The following is a 16,734-nucleotide window of genomic DNA, read 5'->3' as shown; positions in this document are numbered from 1 at the left end:
CTCTCGCCCGGGGGCGGAGTCGGTGTCCGTGTCGCTCTGACTCGACAAAAGTTACGCGACGACCCACACCACGTCAAATCGCCTGGTCACAGGCCCTTCCGAAGGCGAAGTGGCACACAGAGAAAGCCGACAACCCAGCCTGGGCCGCCGATAGCCTGAGGTCATGCTCCTTGTGCCCCGCTACGGCCAGTCGTCTCTGTCGGACCTCGTCCCCGCGGTACTCGCTCATCTCGGCGTGCCCGGCGAATCCGATCCGATCGGGCTCGACCTCGCCGGCGTCACCCGCGTCTGCGTCCTGCTCGTCGACGGCCTCGGCGCCGAGCAACTCGCCGCCAGGTCGGAGGCCGCGCCGTTCCTGTCCGGCCTCGCCGGCCGCACCCTGACCGCAGGGTTCCCGACGACCACCTCCACCAGCCTCTCCTCCCTCGGCACCGGTCGCCCGTCGGGTCAGCACGCACTGACCGGCTACCTCATCGCGGTGCCCGGCCAGGACCGGCCGATGAATCCGCTCAAGTGGCGACTGCATGGTCCCGGTCCTCGGGTCGATCTGCTGCACGAACTGGTCCCCGAGCAGTTCCAGCCCAATCCGACGGCGTTCGAGCGAGCAGCGGCCGACGGCATCGCCGTGACCCGGGTGTGCCCGCCCTACCAGTACGAATCCGGATTGACCCGAGCGGTGCTGCGTGGCGGAACGTTCCGGCCGAGCTTCTCGATGGGCGATCTCGTCGACGGTGCCACGACCGCTCTCGCCGAGGGAGACCGCTCGCTGGTCTACGCCTACCACGGCGAACTCGATCTCACCGGTCACGCGCGTGGAGTGGAGTCCCCGGCCTGGGCGCTCGAGCTCGCACAGGTCGACCTGCTCGCCCGCCAGCTCGCCGAGCGCCTGCCCCCGGACAGCGCCCTGATCGTCACCGCCGACCACGGCATGGTCGACGTGCACTCCCCCGTCGACCTCGACGCCGAACCCGGGCTGAGCCTCGGTGTTCGCATGATCGGCGGCGAACCGCGGGCACGGCACGTCTACACCGAACCCGGCGCCGCGGCGGGTGTGCAGGACCGGTGGAGTGCGCGGCTCGGACCCGACTACGCCGTGCTCTCCCGCGCCGAGGCGATCGACGCTGGGTGGTTCGGTCCGGTCGTGACTGCGGCAGCCGAGGTGGGGATCGGCGACGTGATCGCCGTGCCGCTCGGCGCGGGTGCCCTGATCAGGCGCGGCGCCGAACCACGTCAGTCGATGATGGTCGGCCACCACGGTTCGCTCACCTCCGCCGAACTGAACGTGCCGCTGCTCGTCTGTCGGCACTGAGCTCCTGCCCCGGACAGAGGAAGTCCCCGGTGGCTCTCCTCCACCGGGGACTTCCTCGTGCATGAACGCGTGCGATCTCAGCTCCAGCTGCTGGCCGCCGCTCGATCCGTCGCGTTCATGTCGTCATTGCCGGTCCCCACTGCGCGGCCGATGGCCTCGAGGACCTGGTGGAGTTCCGCGGCCGCGGAATCCCACTGCGCCTGGTACTGCTGGTACGACTCGGCGCCGCTGCCGCCCCACACCACGGCGAGGCTCGCGACGTACTTCTTCAGATCCGCGAGTGTCGTGTCGAGCACCGCGCTGGTGGACTTGATGCCTGCCGCGGCGGCCTCGATGGCGCCGAAGTTGTAGAGAATCTCGCCCATGTTGTCCCCCTGTTAGGTCTGCGAATTGGCGTTCGGCGTCTACCGGCGGAAGCGCCGGAACGACGGTCAGAGGTTGAGGCTGCCGCCCGCATGGTTGAGCGCAGCCGTGTGCGCGTCCTGCGCCTCCGAGAACTTCACACCGTTGGTCTTGATGTTCTCGCTGATCCCCATGAGGGCGTCGTTGAGCCGTTTGCCGCTGGCGTCCCACCGGCCCATCAGAGCGTCGAACGAGCCCTTGGCCGTGCCCCGCCACAGACCCTGCAGTTGGTCGACCTGCCCCCGAATCGCGGCGATATGCCCCTGGATCTGCTCGTTCGCGTCCTTCACCCGCCGAGAAGCGATCTCCATCTCTTCCGAGGTCGTCTTGAAATCCCCCATGACCCACTCCTCACTCAGTTCGGGTCCGGGAGCTCACGCCCTGGTGGACGTCGTCGGACCGCGCCTACAGATAGTTGGACGCGCATTCGGGGCGTTTCGGTTCCACCGCGTCCCGACGAGTTTCCTCGTGGGTTGCTCGTCCGTCAGCGGCCGGCGATGACGAGCGACCTCATCACCTCGTCACAGCGGCCCTGGAGGTCCAGCCAGCGGTGCGGAACCGTCTGGCATCCGATGCTCACCTGAAGCTGGTCCCCGACGAACACCCGCCAGCGCACCTGCGAATCGGGTTCCGGTGACTCGACATACGCCAGCCCCTGCCGCGCGTCGACGTCCACCCGCTCGAGCGATCGGACCCGATCAGGGTTCTCCGCGACGCGGCCCCGCAGTGTCGACTCGACTGCGTCCAGGTCCGCGCCAGGCACGAGTTCGTTTCGTACCAACAGGATTCGCGCGGGTGTGCCGTCGTCCGGTACCAGATCAGCGCGGTCGAGCCGCCCTGCGTCGCGCACGTGCCAGCCCGACGGCACCGTGACCGTCGCCCTCCCCGCACTCGCTCGCTGCGGCTCGATCCGCACGGACCCCGAGGTCGGGACCGCGCCGGACACGGAGTCGCCGGAACTCCCCATCCACGTGAGAACGCCCGCCGCCACCACCACCGCGAGCGCGGCAGCAGGCACGGACAGCCGGTACCGACGGCGTGACCCAACCGCCCGGGCAGCGACGTCGCCCGTGGGTGCTGGCGACTCCCCCAGCTCGCGCCCCCACTCGTGCGCACCCGCAGCCGCGACCGACCCCGGGACGACCGACACCGACCGCGACCCACCCCCGCCATGCCCCAGCGCCTCGACCAAGGCGCGAGCGGCGCCTGCCGGTAGCTCTCCGGTGATCAGCGTCCACGACGGCACCCCCGACCACTTGTGACGAAGTCGGTCGGCGAGATCACTTGCTGCACTGAATCTCTCGATGAGGTCGGCGGCACCGTACTCGTCGAACAGAATGCAGTCCGCCGCGCCGGGACGGGCCGCCACGGATTCGAGCGACCCGACGTCGAGCACGACGCCATCGCCCGTCGGACGCACTGTGAGTCCGCGGTACAACGCCTCCGGCACGGACAGCAGACGGACATCGGCTGCGACCGCGCGCCCCGCCGCAGCGAGAGTGCTGCGCCGGCGCTCGCCCCAGTGGGCCGGGCAGGTGAGCACCAGCAGGTCCACCGGTCCGGGCGTCGGGCTGCCGCCCGCCACGTGCGCAAGCACTCCGGCGAGCACCTCTCCCATCGCGAACACGCCCGCACCCAGCACCAGGAACCGGTCGTCGACGAATCGGATCGGCGCCGCCTCCACGTTCGTCGACGGCACCGCTGCCGGCCACCGACCGAATGCCAGCCGACCGTCGACCGAGTGAACCGCGACACCGCACTGCCACTGATGATCGCCGCATTGTGCCCACGCAGTGGTCTCGGTGAGGTGGAGGGCGAGAACCCGCGCCCCGCTCACAGCGGCGGCAGCCACGCGACCTGCACCAGCGCGGCGCCGGATCGGGTGACCAGGTATCCGCGTCCCGGAGGCATCTCGGTCGGACGGACCGTGCCGATCAGGGTGCCCTCGTCGCGGCTGCCGCTCATCACCAGACCGGCCGACACCAGGTCCCGGAGCCGCGCGATCACCGGCTCGTACATCGCCCTCGCCGCGCCCCCGGACCGACGGGCGACAATCAGGTGCAGTCCGACGTCGCGGGCCTGCGCGAGATAGTCGACAATCGCCGTCAGCGGGTTCCCGCTCGCCGTGGCGACGAGGTCGTAGTCGTCGACGATCACGTAGATCTCGGGGCCGGTCCACCAGTTCCGGTCCTTCAACTGCTGTTGCGTGACATCGGAATCCGGCATCCGCCCGGCGAGTACCCCCGCGAGATCGTTCATCATCGTCGTCAGCGTCGCCGCGGACGGCGCGTAGCCCGCGAGATGCTCCTCCGGGACGACTCCGAGCATGGTGCGGCGGTAGTCCGCGAGGATGATCTTCGCCTGCCGCGGGCTGTTCGACTCGACGATGCCGGCACAGATTCCGCGCAACAGGGTGGTCTTGCCCGCGCCGCTGTCCGCGAAGGTCAGCAGGTGCGACTGCTCGGCGAAGTCGAGATACACCGGCGCGAGCTCCGCCTCGTCGATGCCGATCGGGATCCGCAGAGTCGGGTCCTCGCGGCTCGCGGGTGGCCAGTTCCCCGCGGCCAGGATCTCGTCGCGGGCACATCGGTCCGGCAACATCCGCACCGGCGGCGCCGGGTCACCGACGGTCGATGCCGTGATCCGCGCAACGGCATCGGCAACGCCCGACGTGAGATCGACCGTGCCCGAGCGCCCGTCGACACGGGGCAGGGCCGCCAAGAGGTGCAGCCCTTCGCGGGTCATGCCTCGCCCGGGACGGCCCTCCGGCACCCGAGCGGCCTTGGCCCTGCCCACGTCCGAGTCGGAAGGATCGCCCAGCCGGAGCTCGATGCGAGTTCCCAACTGGTCCTTGAGCGCGGGGCGGATCTCGCCCCACCGCGACGCGGTGACCACGACGTGCACACCGAACGACAGTCCCTGGCTGGCCAACGCGCCGATCTGCGCCTCGAGCGGCTCGAAGTCCTGACGAACGCCAGGCCAACCGTCGATCACCAGGAACACGTCGCCGAACGGGTCGTCCGTAACGGCCTCGCCTGCGCCGGACGAGCGCAATCGCCTGAACTCGGCCATCGAGTCGATGCCCAGCTCACGGAACCGATGTTCGCGTTGCCGGACAACGGCGTTCATCTCGGCGACGGTGCGGCGAACCCGGTCGACGTCCAACCGGTTCGCGACGGATCCGACATGCGGAAGACCCGACAGCCCGGCGAGGGTGCCGCCGCCGAAGTCGAGGCAGTAGAACTGCACCTGCTGCGGCGTGTGGGTGAGAGCCATCGACACGACCAGTGCGCGCAGCGCGGTCGACTTGCCGGATTGCGGTCCGCCGACGATCGCGACGTTGCCCGCGGACCCGGACAGGTCGACGGCCAGGAGGTCGCGCCGCTGATCGTAGGGACGGTCCACGACGCCGATCGGGGTACGCAGGGTGCCGACCTCCGGGACAGGAGCGTTCAGGACCGAGCGCGGCAGCACCTGGTCCAGCGTGGGCGGCTCCTCGAGGGGCGGCAACCACACCTCATGGGCCGCTGCCCCTCGCCCTCGGATCCGGTCGACGACCGTCTCGACCACGGTCCGGCCCGAATCTGCCTCGTCAGGCACCGCCCCGGCACCTGCGACGGCGCTGGTCACGTCCGCGATCTCCTCGGCAACCGGCGCGGCCGTGAACAGTCGGGGCCTCGAGTCCGGCCGTGACGCCGCGCTCACGACCGCCTGCGCGGTTCGGCCTCGCGGGCACGGCCCGGACACGTAGGCCGCGGAGAAGCGGACGATCTCGGCGGAGTCGCATTTGAGGTAGCCCGAGCCCGGCGCGGCGGGCAGGTGGTACGCGTCGGGAACACCGAGCACGGTTCGGGACTCGTTGGCGGAGAACGTCTTCAGCCCGATCCGGTAGGACAGGTGGCTGTCGAGCCCGCGCAGCTTGCCCTCTTCGAGTCGCTGACTGGCGAGCAGTAGGTGCATGTGCAGCGATCGGCCGAGCCTGCCGATCGCGACGAACAGATCGGCGAATTCGGGTTGCTGGCTGAGCAATTCGGAGAACTCGTCGACTACGACGAACAGCGCCGGCAGCGGCGCCAGGTCGGCCCCGGCGGCCCGCGCCTTCTCGTAGTCGGTGACGTTCGCGAAGTTGCCCGCCGCGCGCAGCAGTTCCTGACGCCGGTTCATCTCGCCGGCCAGTGCGTCCCGCATGCGGTCGACCATGGCCAGTTCCTCTGCCAGGTTGGTGATCACGGCTGCCACGTGCGGCGCCTGCTCCAGCCCGAGGAATGTGGCACCGCCCTTGAAGTCGACGAGCACCAGGTTCAACACGTCGGGCGAATGAGTCGCGAGCAGGCCGAGCACCAGAGTCCGTAGGAATTCCGACTTTCCGGATCCGGTCGCTCCGATGCACAATCCGTGCGGGCCCATGCCGTTCTCTGCGGCCTCCTTGAGGTCGATCTCGACCGGGGCTCCGTCTGCACCCACGCCGATCGGCACCCGGAGACGTTCGCGGGCCGTGCGCGGCGCCCACGCCTGGTCGGTGTCGAGGGCGGAGACGTCCGGAATTCCGAGTAGCTGCAGCCAGTTCGCGACCGGCTGCCCGTCCGTCTCCCCGGTGTCGGCACTTCGCTGGGAACTCGCGCGGTACGGCGCGAGTCGGCGGGCGGCGGTCTGTGCCTGGTGGGTGCTCAGGCGGTCGGCCGTGGCGAACGTCTCGACACCCGACCCGGTGCGGGCACCGAGGGTGCCGTCGGTCAGCACCAACTGGATGCCGCGGGTGGAGGACAACGACGGTCGGTATCCGCTCAGGTCGAGGATGGTCACCGCGTCGAGCCCCTCGTCGAGCAGGCTGCCGCCGTCGGTGATTCCGCCGTCCACCACGACGATCACCTGCGGGACACCCGCGACCGGCGGCGCGGTCCGCGAGTACCGGCCACGCATCGTCAGGTGTGGGCCCAGCGTGTTCTCCAGCTCCATCAACGAGCCGAAGACCATTCGGCTCGTTCCGGCCCCGTCCGCGGACTCGGCGTGCTGGACGTGCGGGAGCCACTTGGTCCACTCCCATTCGGCTGCGGTGTCGGGGCCGCACACCACGGCCACCTGAACCTGGTCCGGACCGTGGAAGGTGCACAGTTGCACCAGCATCGAGCGCGCCAGATCCCGAGCGGACGATCGATCTCCCTCCAGGCCGATCGCGGCGAATCCGCGCAACGAGACCGCGGTCGGCAGCTCGTGCACCACGGAATGGGTGCGCACGAACCTCCGCAGCGACACCGCGGCGACCGGCTCGAGGTCCTCGACCGGACCGGTTTCCGGGGCGATCAACCGGGTGGCCAACCGCTGACTGCCGACGCCGACCCGGACGTGGCAGTAGTCCGGGTCGGTCAGTCGTCGCTCCCACATCCGCGTGGAAGCGGCCAGGGTCCACAGCACGCCGGGTTCCGGATGGCTCCATTCGAGCGCCGCGCGCTGCTGGTCGCCGGTCTCGTAGACATCGCGCCGCAGTTGGTCGAGGTAGCGCAGGTAGTCCTTGCGGTCCTCGTTGGCCTCCGCCGCTCGGGCACCTGCGCCCCTTCCGCCGCCGGCGAGCATGCCGAGCATCGAGACGACCATCATGGCCGGGAACAGCAGCGACATCGGGTTCGCGGCCATCCCCGAGGTGAACATCAGGGCGACCATGCCGAGCATCGCGGCGACCATCACGAGCGGCAGCATCTTGGTCAGCAGGTTGCCCGGAACGATCTTCGGGATCTCCGGTGGCGGCTGCAGACTGAGCTCGCCGCCCGGCGTTCGAGGCACCTCGCGGCGCGGTTTGCGTACGAATCGCACGGTGCTCACGCGCGTTCACCCCCAGGTCCTTCCCCCGCACCGCGTCCTCGCCGCGGTGCGCCCGCGGCGAACCCTCCCCAGGATCGCAACGTCGAGCGTCGAAGGGTAACCCATCGCATGCGCCGATGGCACCACTATTGGACGCGCCCGTGTGTAGAGTGCCCGTGTTCCGACACGGAACCGCGCAGGTGGGGACCTGCGCGCATCGGGCGGGGGGCAACCACGATGACGGAGAATTTCGGCACGGTCGCGGACAACACCGGCGGTCACCGCGGCGCACGCACGGATCTGTGCCGCCTGACGGTTCTCGCTGACCGGACCCAGGTGGACCTGGCGTTGCCGTTCGGGGTGCCGCTGGCGCTGATCCTTCCCGGCATCGTCGACATGGTCGAGATGCGCGGTGCGCCAGACGATGTCGCGAATCCCCGACCTGTGACCGAGCCGACCGAATGGGTGCTGTCCCGCGTCGGCCGGCCACCCCTGTCGTCCACTCTCAGTCTCGACGAACACGGGATCCTCGATGGCGACCTGCTCGTCCTGCAATCCGCATCGACTCGTGCGCCCGCACCGCTGTTCGACGATCTGATGCACAACGTCGCCGCGATCGGCGCGCACGACTTCCGCCGCTGGAACCCTGCGGCCGCACGCGCGATGGGTGTCACCGCGGCGGGCGCCGTCATCATCGCCGGATCGCTGGGACTGTTGCGGGCTCGCGCGGAATCCGACTCCCTCGTAGGGGCGTTCGCCGCCCTTCTCGTCGCGGCGCTCCTGATCGCGGCGGGCGTCGTGGTCAGCCGGGTCTACGACGACCGGTCGACCGCGACCGCGCTGTGTGGCTACGCGCTGCCGGTGGCCGCGACCGCGGGCGCCCTGATCGTTCCGGGCCGTCTCGACGCCGCGAACCTGCTGCTCGGATCCGTCAGCTGCGCCGCCACCGCGATCCTGGCGATGCGCGCGAGCGGGGTCGGCCTCGCGATCTGTACCGGGGCCGCGGCGGGATCGCTGCTCGTCGGTGCGGCAGCCGCGGTCGGAGTCCTGACCGAGCTGGCGCCCCAGCCGATCGGCGCCGGGCTCGTCGCGGCCGCGCTCGCCTGCCTCGCCGCCGCTCCCCGGCTGGCGATGCTGCTCGCGAAGCTGCCACTGCCCCCGGTGCCGGCACCCGGATCGCCCCTGGACGTCGAGGAACTGGACGAGACTGCATCCGGGCCACTGCCGTCGTTCGTCGGACTCGAGGTCAAGGCGGGGCAGGCCCGCCTATACCTCACGGGGCTGGTCGGGGCGACCGCCGTCACCGCGGCCGGTGCGGCACTGCTGGCGGCCGACTCGTTCACCGCCGGCGGAATCTACTGGCCGGGCACGGTTCTCGCGGTGGTGTGCGCGACCGTACTGATGCTGCGCGGTCGCACGTATGCCAGTGCGGCCCAGGCCGTCTCGCTGATCTCGTCGGGTACCGCAGTCCTCGTCGCACTCCTCCTCGCTGCGGCAGTCACCAGTCCCGACCAGTCGCTCGCGGTCTTCGCACTTTCGACCCTCGGCGCCTCCGCCGCACTGGCACTCGGCGTGCTGGCACCGAGCCACACCTTCTCGCCGGTCATGCGCCGCTGCGTCGAACTGCTCGACTACGCAGCCATCGCGGCGGTGATTCCGTTGGCCTGCTGGGTCACCGGACTGTTCGCGACGATGCGCGGCCTGTGACCCGCCGCAGCGCCCGGCTCCGGGTCGCACTCGCCGGCATCGTCCTTGCCGTCGGGGCGAACCCGGCCGTCGCCGTCGCCGTCTCGCCCCCGACCGTCGACCCCGGTCGACTGCCGTCCGACTCGCCGCCGACGCCGACGGAACTCCGCGATCCCTGCACCGTGACGTCCCCGGCGTCCGATCCCGCTCGGATCCCCGCTCCGCAGCGGGCCCTCGACCTGGATGCGGTCTGGCCGCTCAGCACCGGCCACGGGCAGAGCGTCGCGGTGATCGACACCGGCGTCGAACGGCACAGCCGGCTGCCCGGGCTGATGCCGGGCGGGGACTACGTGTCCACCGGCGACGGGACCTCCGACTGCGACGGCCACGGCACCCTCGTCGCCGGCATCATCGCGGCGACTCGAAGCCCGGAAACGGGATTCGCGGGCGTCGCCCCGGATGCCCGGGTCCTGAGCATCCGACAGTCCAGCAACATCTACCGCGAGGTCGGCGGCCGCCGCGATCCGGAGGGGCGCAACGCACGCGGGGTCGGCAACGTCGGCACCCTCGCGAGCGCGATCCGTCGCGCCGCGGACCTGGGCGCGACGGTCGTCAACATCTCCGAGGTCGCGTGCATCCCGGCGGGTGCGGCGGACAACCCTGCGCTCGGCGCGGCGATCGACTACGCGGCGCGGGTCAGGGACGTCGTGATTGTCGCGGCCGCCGGGAACCTCGACAACGACTCGTGTCGGGGATCCAACCCACCGACGAATCCCGCTACACCCCAGGCGAATCCGTGGGACTCGGTCACCACCGTCGCGACGCCGGCCTGGTACGACGATCAGGTACTCGCGGTGGGGTCGGTCGATCCCGACGGCTCACCGTCGGAGTTCACACTGCCCGGACCGTGGGTGGACGTGGCCGCGCCCGGCACGGACATCACCTCGTTGGATCCGCGCAGGCTGCAGCCGTCAGGGGTGACGAATTCGACGAACGGCGGCGCTGTGCAGGGCACCAGCTTCGCCGCCCCGTACGTGGCCGGTACCGCTGCATTGATCCGGGCGCGGCACCCCGAACTGAGCGCGCGGCAGGTGATGGACCGGATCGAGAACACCGCGCATGCCCCGGCAGCGGGATGGGATCCCTACGTGGGCCACGGCGTCGTCGATCCGCTGGCCGCCGTGACAGCCGAGCCCGGCGGCGGCGAGCAGGGCGCACGCTCGGTGGACATGGCGGTTCCCGCCGCCGCACCGCCACCGGATCATCGCGCCCGAGACGTGGCGTTGGCCGGCGCCGGCGGGGTCGCCGCCGTGCTGGGCCTGGGGCTGCTCGCGTCGTTCCCGCTGCGGCGCCGGCTTCAGCGAGACGGTGCGGACACGACCCGCGGGTGATCGTCCGGGGCAATCCCGTCGTGCGCGAGGAAGGCGGCACCGCGCCCGAGTTCAGGTCCCGGCGCCAGCAACGACAGGATGGGCCACGGCGCGGCCACGTCCGCATCGTCGAATCCCAGGAGCCTTGCCGTCTCCACGTTCTCGACCCCGTACCGCACGCCGGTGTCCGCGACGAAGAACAACGACCCGCGACGCTCGCTGGCCGGGGCGATTCCGGTGGAGTGGACCAGTCCGCTCGTCCCCGGCCGAAGGTACACGGCGTCGGCGTTGTCCCCCGCCCCGTCCGCCTGCGCCAGGGCCACCGCACGCGCGTCCTCCGGTACCGGCAGAGCATTGCCGGCGATCACCGACAGGGTTGCGCGGATGCCGCCCTCGGAACCGTCCGATCCCGGAACCGGTTGCCACGACAGACAACTCACCGGACTGGACCGATCGTCGACAATCTTCGGTGCGGCGGCAGGATAGCTCGCCACCGCCAGCGCGTTCGATCTCGGCACCCGCGACACCACGTCCGGGGTGACGCTGGGCATGCCGGTACTGCCCTGCGAATCCGAGTAGCGGATCAGTTTCGCGGTGGCCTCACTCACCCGTTGCAGACCCTCGCGGAGCACCACGTAGTACTCGATCTCCTGCGGGTTGTGAACCTGCACCACCGACCCGATGGTCTTGTCCTGTATCGGATACGAAGGAACCCCACCGGCGTCCGCGACGACCGGGGGCACGATCGCGGGCGCCTCGGGAATCGCATTGAGCAGGCCCGTGCTGACCGGTCGCGGTTCGACTCCGTCGAGCCCCAACGCCAACGACACCGCGTGATCGTTCGGATCGACCCGACTCCGCTTCCCCTCGTGGACAAGATAAGTGACATCCGCGTTCCGAACCAGCAGCGCCTGATCGGCCCCGATCGCCCTCACACGGTCGCCGAGCACCGGGTCTCCCGCGAGGACCGTCGTCGTGAGCGCGCGATTGCCACCCGACGCGACGGCGTCGCACACCGTCCACGCCGCCGGCTCGCCGTGCGGAAGTGCCGAGGGTGCGCCGGGAATGCCCATCAGCGCTCCGCGCGGTCTGGTGTCGAGCTCGGATTCCTTGACGATCGTCGGCACCGCCGCACTGCCCGCGATCAGGCGTGCCGAGGCCAGGTTCAGCACCGGGTGCAACGACTCGTCGACCATGACGAACATCGCCCCGGAGTCCTTGCCCACGACGACTTTCGCGTCGCCGATCTTGTCCTGCGGTCGGACCAACGCCAGCGCGGCGCATCCGGCGAGCGCGACGATCGCGACCACCGCCCCAACCGCGAGTGCCCTCGACTGGGTGCGCATCGGGTCGTGCAGCATCCGCACGTCCCGCCGTACCAATGCGTGTTCCATCCGTCGAACCAGAAAGCGATACCCGCTGACCTGCCAACGAGTGGTCGGCTGTGCTGCCATGTTTCCTCCCCCATGTGGCGCGCACTACGGGGCCACACAGTACAGTCGGCATGAGCCGTGGCATGGGGGTATGCGCGGACCGGGGGGCAAGGGGACAGCTGTGTCGATACCGTGGGGGCGGCGGCAACTGTGGCCGGTCGTGTCTGTTCACGTTCTGATCGCCGCCCAGGTGGTGGGTCTTGTCGTGGCCTCCATCGCGGCCGTGGCGGGCCTTCGCTGGTGGCTCGCACTGACGATCGGTCTGGTCGGCGCCGTGATCGGATTCGTGCCGGTCGGCGGCCGATGCCTGCTCGACTGGGCGTGGACCCTGCTCCGCTACCCGCTCGAGCGCACCGCCTTGTCCGGGGAGACCACCGACTTCCGCGTGCCGTCCGGCCCGGTCGTCGGGCTGGTCTGGGACGGCGGGGCGGTGACCGCGGTGATCGAGGTGCTGCCCGTGCCGGGGAGTCTGACGCGGATCGGCCGGGATACCGTCGAGTCGACTCACTTGCTCCCGGTCGGTGCGCTCGCGGAATCGATGGCCCAGCACGACATTCACCTGGCCGGCATCGACGTCGTCAGCCACGGCCGCCGCGCCGTCGCAGGCAGCCCTGCCGCAGACGTCTACGACCGCCTGGTCGGGCCGCTACCTGCCGCCGCCGTCCGTACCGTCTTTCTGGCGCTCCGTTTCGACGCGACCGCCGAGGCAGAGTCGGTGGCCCGCCGGGGCGGCGACAGCGAAGGTGCAGCCCGGGCGGTGTCGGTCGCGGCGCAGCGGATCGTGCAGGTTCTCGCCGACCACTGCCTCCCGTCCCGCATGCTCACCGCGACTGAGATCCACACCGCTGCAACATCGATCGTCCGTGGTAGCCGGCTCGACTCCGTGGATCGCGCGTGGGGCCAGGTGCCGTTGGCGGGCGACTGCAACACGGGATTCGGGATCGACCCGCGGGTCGTGAACTCGAACCTGCTGGCGGCACTGTGGGCCCGTCCCAGCGTCGGGACCACAGTCACGGTGCGGCTGCGCCCGGGCAGGCGGGCCGGTGCGGTTCGGGTCGCGGCGTCGTATCGGGAGACCACCCGCACGGTTCCGAATTCCCCGGACCTGCCCGGGATGGTCTCGATGTCGGGGAGGCACGGGGAGGCACTGGCGTCGAACCTGCCCGGTGCGCGAGCCGATCTCGATTCACTCACCCCCTTCGTCGAGGTGGATCGCGCCCGCCTCGACGTGCTCGACCTGCCGCACTCGGGTTGCGGACAGCTCCTCGGCTCCGACGACGACGGCCGCGGGATCACCGCAGCAGTCACCGGATCCCACGTCCCCCGCGTCGACGTGTTCGGAGAGTTGTACCTCGCCCAGCAGTTGGTGTTCCGCGCGGTCGCCACCGGCGCCCGGGTCCTGATCGATTCCGACCGACCGCAGGACTGGGAGGCCCTGGTCGACTCGGTCGCCGCGCCGGACCGGTTGGCGTTCGTGCACGACCGCACCCAGGTCGACCCGGAGTTCACCGCGGTGGTCTTCGACGGCACCCCGAACCGACCGCTGGTCGGATCGGCGACCTCGATCCGCGTCAGAGAGGTCCCGTCGGAGCCGCTCCGCACCGAGGCCGCGCTCACGATCGTCCAACCGGGGGCGCGCGGCGACCGGATCACCGTGCACTCGAACGGGCGTCGGCTCGACCTGATCCTCGTCACGATCGCTCAGGAGACGGCGTTCATCGGCCGTCCGTTGCCCGCGGATGCCGTCGTCGGCATTTCCTGACCCGGCGTCAGCCCGGATACGGCTCGACCGAGCGAGCCGACCGCAGCGCCTGCGCCCACCACGCCAACTGGGCCAGCAGTCGCACCGAACCGTCGATCGCGGCGCCGTCGTCCGTTTCGCCGTCCGGACCGAATCGCTTGCGCGCCTGGTGAAAGCTCACGGTCTGCCGGATGGAGACCATGTGCACCTCGGCGACGACCTGACGCAGTTGCTCGGTGGCACGGAGTCCGCCGGACAGTCCGCCGTAGGACACGAAGCCGACCGGTTTGGCGCGCCACTGCTCCTTGGCCGAGTCGACAGCGTCCTTGAGCGCACCGGAGTAACCGTGGTTGTACTCGGGCGTCACCATCACGAACGCCTCCGCCGCATCGATCCGATCGCGGAAGCGATCGGACTCGGGCGTCCGAGACAGGTCCGACGGCAACCCCGAATCGGCCAGATCGAGGACTCGGGTGTCGAAGTCGGGGTGGGCGCGCGCCCGCCTGGTGAACCAGTCGGCAACGACGGGACCGAACCGTCCCTCCCGCACGCTCCCGACGATCACCTCTAGCCGAATCGGTTCTGTGGCCACACCCCATCGAACCACGCGCACCCGTGCAGCGAGGCCCCCTACCCGAGAGTCGGAAGGGGGCCTCGTGCGTACTGGCGTGGGCTAGGAGGAACCGAACGGCAGTCCGGCCGAACCGCTACCGCCACCGGTGTCGCCACCGGACACGTTGACCGACAGGGTCGGCGAGACCGACGGGAGGAACCTTCCGGCGCCCGAGTACACGGCAGTGATCGCGTGGCTGCCGTTGGTGTCGAAGGCATGCGAGAGGATCGCCTTGCCATCCACGACGGTGACGGGGGCACCGATCGGGGTGCCGCCGTCCTTGAACTGCACGGTGCCGCCGGCGGGCAGCGGGGCCACCGAGGCGGTGAGGTCCACCGCGGTGCCTGCGGTCGCCGTGCCGGGAACCGTGAGTCCGGTCGTGGTGGCGGTGTCCGGGGCCTGCACGTCGATCGTGACGCCGATCGGGTTGAACACCTGCGTGGTCTGCCAGGTGTTCACGTCGAACGTCAGCCCACTGTCGAAGGTTCCCGCGGGTGCACTGTCGGGAACCTTGTACGAGACCTCGAACGTCACAGTGCGGTTGACGTTCTTCGAGAGCATCCACGCACTCAGCGAATTCGACACCGACACTTTGTTGTTCGCGTCGTCGACCGACGGCGTCACCGAGGAGGTCGACGCGGCGGTCAGCTTCGCGCTACCCGGCACGTAGGTGAAGCCCGCCGGATGCACGTCGGTGATCTTGTTCAGGTACGCGTCGATCGCGGTCGTGACGGAGAACTGCGTCTTGTAGGTCACGACGTCCCCGGGGAACACCGACCCGCTCCCCTGCAGCGTCTTCGTAGCCTTGATCTGCGCGGTCGTGACAGTCGCCGACGTCTGCGCCGCCGAGGCAGGGCCGGCACCGATACCGAGGCCGAGCGCGACAACCGCAGTCGCGCTGACGGCCGCGGCCACGCGCCGAATCATGGTGTTGGACATATTCATCCTCCAAGTGTTTTCACAACGAGCAGAACCGTAGGCACTCCGGACTTCGCATCCGAATCCGGGTCAGGAACCGAAGAGGGACGAGAGCGAACCGTTGCCGCCGCCCGTACCGCTTCCGTCACTGACCTTCACCGTGGTGGGCGCAGAGGTCGAACCCTTGAAACCCGGCGCGCCCGAGTAGACAGCGGTGATCGGGTGGTCGCCCGCCAGGTTGAACGGGATCCACAGCGTCGCGTTGCCGCCCGTTACGGGCACCGGTCCACCGATCGGGGTGTCGCCGTCCTTGAACTGCACGGTGCCGCCGGTCGGGGCCGGGGTGACCGCGGCGACGAGACTCACCGGGGTGCCTGCCTGCGCGTCACTGACCGCGCTGAGAACGGTCGAGGTGGGTGCGTCCGGAGCAGCGACGACAACCGTCGACGGCGCCGACGCGGAACCGGTGAATCCCGGGACGCCCGAGTACACGGCGGTGATGTTCCGCGACCCGGTCGCGGCGAAGGTGTGCGAGAGCGTTGCCTTTCCTGCCGCCACGATCGCCGGGGCGCCGATGTTGGTGTCGCCGTCCTTGAACTGGACCGTGCCACCGTCCTGAACCGGGGAAACGTTCGCGGTCAGGTCCACGGCGGTGCCGGTCACGGCGGTCGCGGGCGCGGTGAGCGTCGTGGTCGTCGAGGCCGGCGCCTTCACCTCGATGGTGACGCCGATCGGGTTGAACACCTGCGTGGTCTGCCAGGTGTTCACGTCGAAGGTCAGGCCACTGTTGAACGTCCCCGCCGGCGCGTTGTCGGGAACCTTGTACGACACCTCCAACGACACGGTGCGGTTCACGTTCTTCGAGAGCATCCACGCGCTCGCCGAATTCGACACCGACACCTTGTCGTTCGCGTCATCGACCGACGGCGTCACCGACGACGTCGAGGCAGCCGACACCTTTGCGCTACCGGGGACGTAGGTGAATCCGGCCGGATGCACGTCGGTGATCTTGTTCAGGTACGCGTCGATCGCGGTCGTGACGGAGAAGTCCGTCCGGTAGGTCACCACCTCACCGGGAAAGACCGACCCACTGCCGAGCAGCGTCTTCGTCGCCTTGATCTGGGCCGTGGTCACGGTCGCCGACGTCTGTGCCGCGGATGCGACTCCACCGCCGACCCCGAGACCGAGCGCGACGACCGTGGTCGCGCTCATCGCCGCCACCACGCGACGCATAACCGGACGGGACATCAGGTTCCTCCAATTGCTTCAAGTTGTGCAAAAACGAAAGTCGGTCCACTCAGGCCTCGTTCGAGGCCTGAGTGGACCGGGGTCTGTCAGGAGCCGAACAGCGCCCCGAGAGAACCGGTGCCGCCACCGTCACCAGGCGCCGCAGCCACCACGACCACCGACTTCGCCGACGTCGAACCGGTGAAACCGGCCGCACCCGAATACACCGCAGTGATGTT

The 16,734-nt window shown here is 69.9% G+C and carries 12 protein-coding genes; 4 read left to right on the top strand and 8 right to left on the bottom strand.

The features are described 5' to 3' along the window. Positions 1 to 163 precede the first annotated feature (163 nt). Complete coding sequence (locus tag ACFVH2_RS24780) at positions 164 to 1,309, top strand: alkaline phosphatase family protein (RefSeq protein WP_378428564.1); 1,146 nt, start codon at positions 164 to 166, stop codon at positions 1,307 to 1,309. A 77-nt stretch (positions 1,310 to 1,386) separates the two neighbouring features. On the opposite strand, the gene ACFVH2_RS24775 is transcribed toward ACFVH2_RS24780, so the two are convergent. The 4 genes from ACFVH2_RS24775 to eccCa all read right to left on the bottom strand — a co-directional run bounded on the left by ACFVH2_RS24775 (position 1,387) and on the right by eccCa (position 7,528). Further along, positions 1,387 to 1,674 carry a WXG100 family type VII secretion target gene (locus ACFVH2_RS24775; RefSeq protein WP_378428566.1) on the bottom strand — a complete coding sequence of 96 codons (288 nt, stop codon included), beginning with the start codon at positions 1,672 to 1,674 and terminating at the stop codon, positions 1,387 to 1,389. Positions 1,675 to 1,740: 66 nt separating this feature from the next. Beyond that, positions 1,741 to 2,052 carry a WXG100 family type VII secretion target gene (locus tag ACFVH2_RS24770; RefSeq protein WP_378428568.1) on the bottom strand — a complete coding sequence of 104 codons (312 nt, stop codon included), beginning with the start codon at positions 2,050 to 2,052 and terminating at the stop codon, positions 1,741 to 1,743. 143 nt (positions 2,053 to 2,195) lie between these two features. Further along, a complete protein-coding gene (locus ACFVH2_RS24765; RefSeq protein ID WP_378428569.1) occupies positions 2,196 to 3,563 on the bottom strand; it encodes a type VII secretion-associated protein in 1,368 nt (455 codons plus the stop codon). Next, entirely contained in the window at positions 3,545 to 7,528 is a 3,984-nt protein-coding gene (eccCa, locus tag ACFVH2_RS24760; protein WP_378428571.1) for a type VII secretion protein EccCa, read from the bottom strand. The genes ACFVH2_RS24765 and eccCa overlap by 19 nt, the downstream gene beginning before the upstream one ends. A gap of 216 nt (positions 7,529 to 7,744) precedes the next feature. On the opposite strand from eccCa, the gene eccD reads away from it, so the two are divergent. Beyond that, positions 7,745 to 9,214 (top strand): type VII secretion integral membrane protein EccD, encoded by a 1,470-nt coding sequence (gene eccD / locus ACFVH2_RS24755; protein WP_378428573.1) that lies wholly within the window; start codon positions 7,745 to 7,747, stop codon positions 9,212 to 9,214. Further along, positions 9,211 to 10,584 carry a type VII secretion-associated serine protease mycosin gene (gene mycP, locus ACFVH2_RS24750; protein WP_378428575.1) on the top strand — a complete coding sequence of 458 codons (1,374 nt, stop codon included), beginning with the start codon at positions 9,211 to 9,213 and terminating at the stop codon, positions 10,582 to 10,584. The genes eccD and mycP overlap by 4 nt, the downstream gene beginning before the upstream one ends. Here mycP and eccB read toward each other — a convergent pair. Continuing rightward, complete coding sequence (eccB, locus tag ACFVH2_RS24745; protein WP_378428576.1) at positions 10,551 to 12,017, bottom strand: type VII secretion protein EccB; 1,467 nt, start codon at positions 12,015 to 12,017, stop codon at positions 10,551 to 10,553. The genes mycP and eccB overlap by 34 nt on opposite strands. 139 nt (positions 12,018 to 12,156) lie before the next feature. Here eccB and eccE point away from each other — a divergent pair, with 139 nt between their 5' ends. Then, entirely contained in the window at positions 12,157 to 13,758 is a 1,602-nt protein-coding gene (gene eccE / locus ACFVH2_RS24740; RefSeq protein ID WP_378428578.1) for a type VII secretion protein EccE, read from the top strand. A 7-nt stretch (positions 13,759 to 13,765) separates the two neighbouring features. Here eccE and ACFVH2_RS24735 read toward each other — a convergent pair whose 3' ends face one another. From ACFVH2_RS24735 to ACFVH2_RS24725, 3 genes are all read right to left on the bottom strand, one after another. Further along, a complete protein-coding gene (locus ACFVH2_RS24735; protein WP_378428580.1) occupies positions 13,766 to 14,329 on the bottom strand; it encodes an NADPH-dependent FMN reductase in 564 nt (187 codons plus the stop codon). An 81-nt stretch (positions 14,330 to 14,410) separates the two neighbouring features. Further along, positions 14,411 to 15,289, bottom strand: coding sequence for an Ig-like domain-containing protein (locus ACFVH2_RS24730; RefSeq protein ID WP_378428583.1), 879 nt, complete (start codon positions 15,287 to 15,289; stop codon positions 14,411 to 14,413). 69 nt (positions 15,290 to 15,358) lie between these two features. Beyond that, entirely contained in the window at positions 15,359 to 16,516 is a 1,158-nt protein-coding gene (locus tag ACFVH2_RS24725; RefSeq protein ID WP_378428585.1) for an Ig-like domain-containing protein, read from the bottom strand. Positions 16,517 to 16,734: the final 218 nt, after the last annotated feature.

Origin of the sequence: Rhodococcus sp. NPDC127527 (assembly GCF_042672245.1) — a bacterium.
GTDB lineage: Bacteria > Actinomycetota > Actinomycetes > Mycobacteriales > Mycobacteriaceae > Rhodococcus_G.
Note: the sequence above shows the minus strand (reverse complement) of the source record. Positions and strands in the feature narration are given on the sequence as shown.

Bases quoted from the DNA above. Each gene is read 5' to 3' on its own strand.
- ACFVH2_RS24775 (WP_378428566.1), bottom strand. From the start codon at position 1,674: ATGGGCGAGATTCTCTACAACTTCGGCGCCATCGAGGCCGCCGCGGCA.
- eccB (WP_378428576.1), bottom strand. From the start codon at position 12,017: ATGGCAGCACAGCCGACCACTCGTTGGCAGGTCAGCGGGTATCGCTTT.
- eccD (WP_378428573.1), top strand. From the start codon at position 7,745: ATGACGGAGAATTTCGGCACGGTCGCGGACAACACCGGCGGTCACCGC.
- ACFVH2_RS24770 (WP_378428568.1), bottom strand. From the start codon at position 2,052: ATGGGGGATTTCAAGACGACCTCGGAAGAGATGGAGATCGCTTCTCGG.
- ACFVH2_RS24730 (WP_378428583.1), bottom strand. From the start codon at position 15,289: ATGTCCAACACCATGATTCGGCGCGTGGCCGCGGCCGTCAGCGCGACT.
- ACFVH2_RS24725 (WP_378428585.1), bottom strand. From the start codon at position 16,516: ATGTCCCGTCCGGTTATGCGTCGCGTGGTGGCGGCGATGAGCGCGACC.
- ACFVH2_RS24780 (WP_378428564.1), top strand. From the start codon at position 164: ATGCTCCTTGTGCCCCGCTACGGCCAGTCGTCTCTGTCGGACCTCGTC.